At 50.7% G+C, this 1,220-nt stretch carries 1 protein-coding gene; it reads right to left on the bottom strand.

The window, feature by feature from the left end:
* Positions 1–613: 613 nt before the first annotated feature.
* The coding region (locus tag IE88_RS18765) for a hypothetical protein (protein WP_238319334.1) at positions 614–1,220 on the bottom strand (607 nt) is incomplete at its 5' end.

Raw genomic sequence — 1,220 nt, 5'->3', positions numbered from 1 at the left:
ATCGGTATAGCAGCGAAAGACGCAGCGGCTATGCTGCGTTCTGAAGGTTGGCGTCCGCATGACCGGCGCGAACGGTTTTGGCACCCCCCAAGAATCAGGGGGACGCCAGCTGCTAAACGACTTTCCGCCCAGACTTCTGAGCCTTCAAGATTCCTACGATATATACTCCCAATATTCAGTACTTAGTTATCAAATCTTCTCTCAATAAACTGGAACAGACGATTATATGCTATTAGAGTTGCCACGGTTAGTACAAGCCAAGTGATCCCGAGAAGTGCCCCATCCTGGAAAAGTAGCATTATTTCGCCATCACGTTGAGCAAGCACGGTAGCTAAGCAACTGGCTGCTGCCACGCCTACTGGCAGTAGCGCACTCACCAGCCGAACCCACCCTCGGTTATCCCAAAAGACCAAAGCAAGCAAAACCATTGGTCCAATAAGGAAGCCCAAGTAGTACACCGAAACAGCGAACAGCGCGAATTGGAAGGGAAAATCTACTCCGTCCCCCTCGTTGAAGAAAAACCCAGCCATCACCACCAAGATAAATAAAACAACCGCCTGCCCCGTGAGAAAAGAACCAGCCCTTAATACTCGCCGGACAGCAGCCTCCGACCTCACCGGCATATCCGTGTACCAGTAGGGCAGACTCGCTCCGAACGGATTTGCCCAACGACTTCTCTACCAATCATCTCACGATGCTCCTGATTTCCAAAATCAATCTCTCCGTCCAACTCATCGCGAACTCTTCGGATTGCTGTCGATATCATAGGATCTAAAGCGCGCCCAGAACGCACTGCAGGATTCATTGTGTTCAAGAATTCGTTCATATCTGAGATGAATGCACCTCTGGCTTCGACATTCATGCCGTCGAGGTACTCCTGGACTGCAGACTGCTCAAAATGGACCATGGCGTTATCGTTAGCGCTCATCGAACCCTGGGACTGCCAGGTGCCTGCCACCATTTGCTTGGCAACTCTAGTATTCGCCACCCGCAAAGCGGAGTTTATGTTGCTGAGATGACTCTGTGTAGACGCATCCAAGAAAAATCCTGACCCGGGCAGACGAACAGAAGCAAAGCTATCTGATACAAGCTGAGCTGCCCGGAAGAAGTTTGTTCGCGATCGGATATTTGAATTACGATCGAACCTACGATACAAGCGGGCATTTCTGCAGTACTGAGATCCATTGTTGAGAAGGGGATAGCAGGCCTTCCCTGTCGGG

It is taken from the genome of Parvularcula oceani (genome assembly GCF_000733125.1).
GTDB classification, from domain to species: Bacteria; Pseudomonadota; Alphaproteobacteria; order Caulobacterales; family Parvularculaceae; genus Parvularcula; species Parvularcula oceani.
This window is presented reverse-complemented; position numbering and strand designations above follow the sequence as displayed.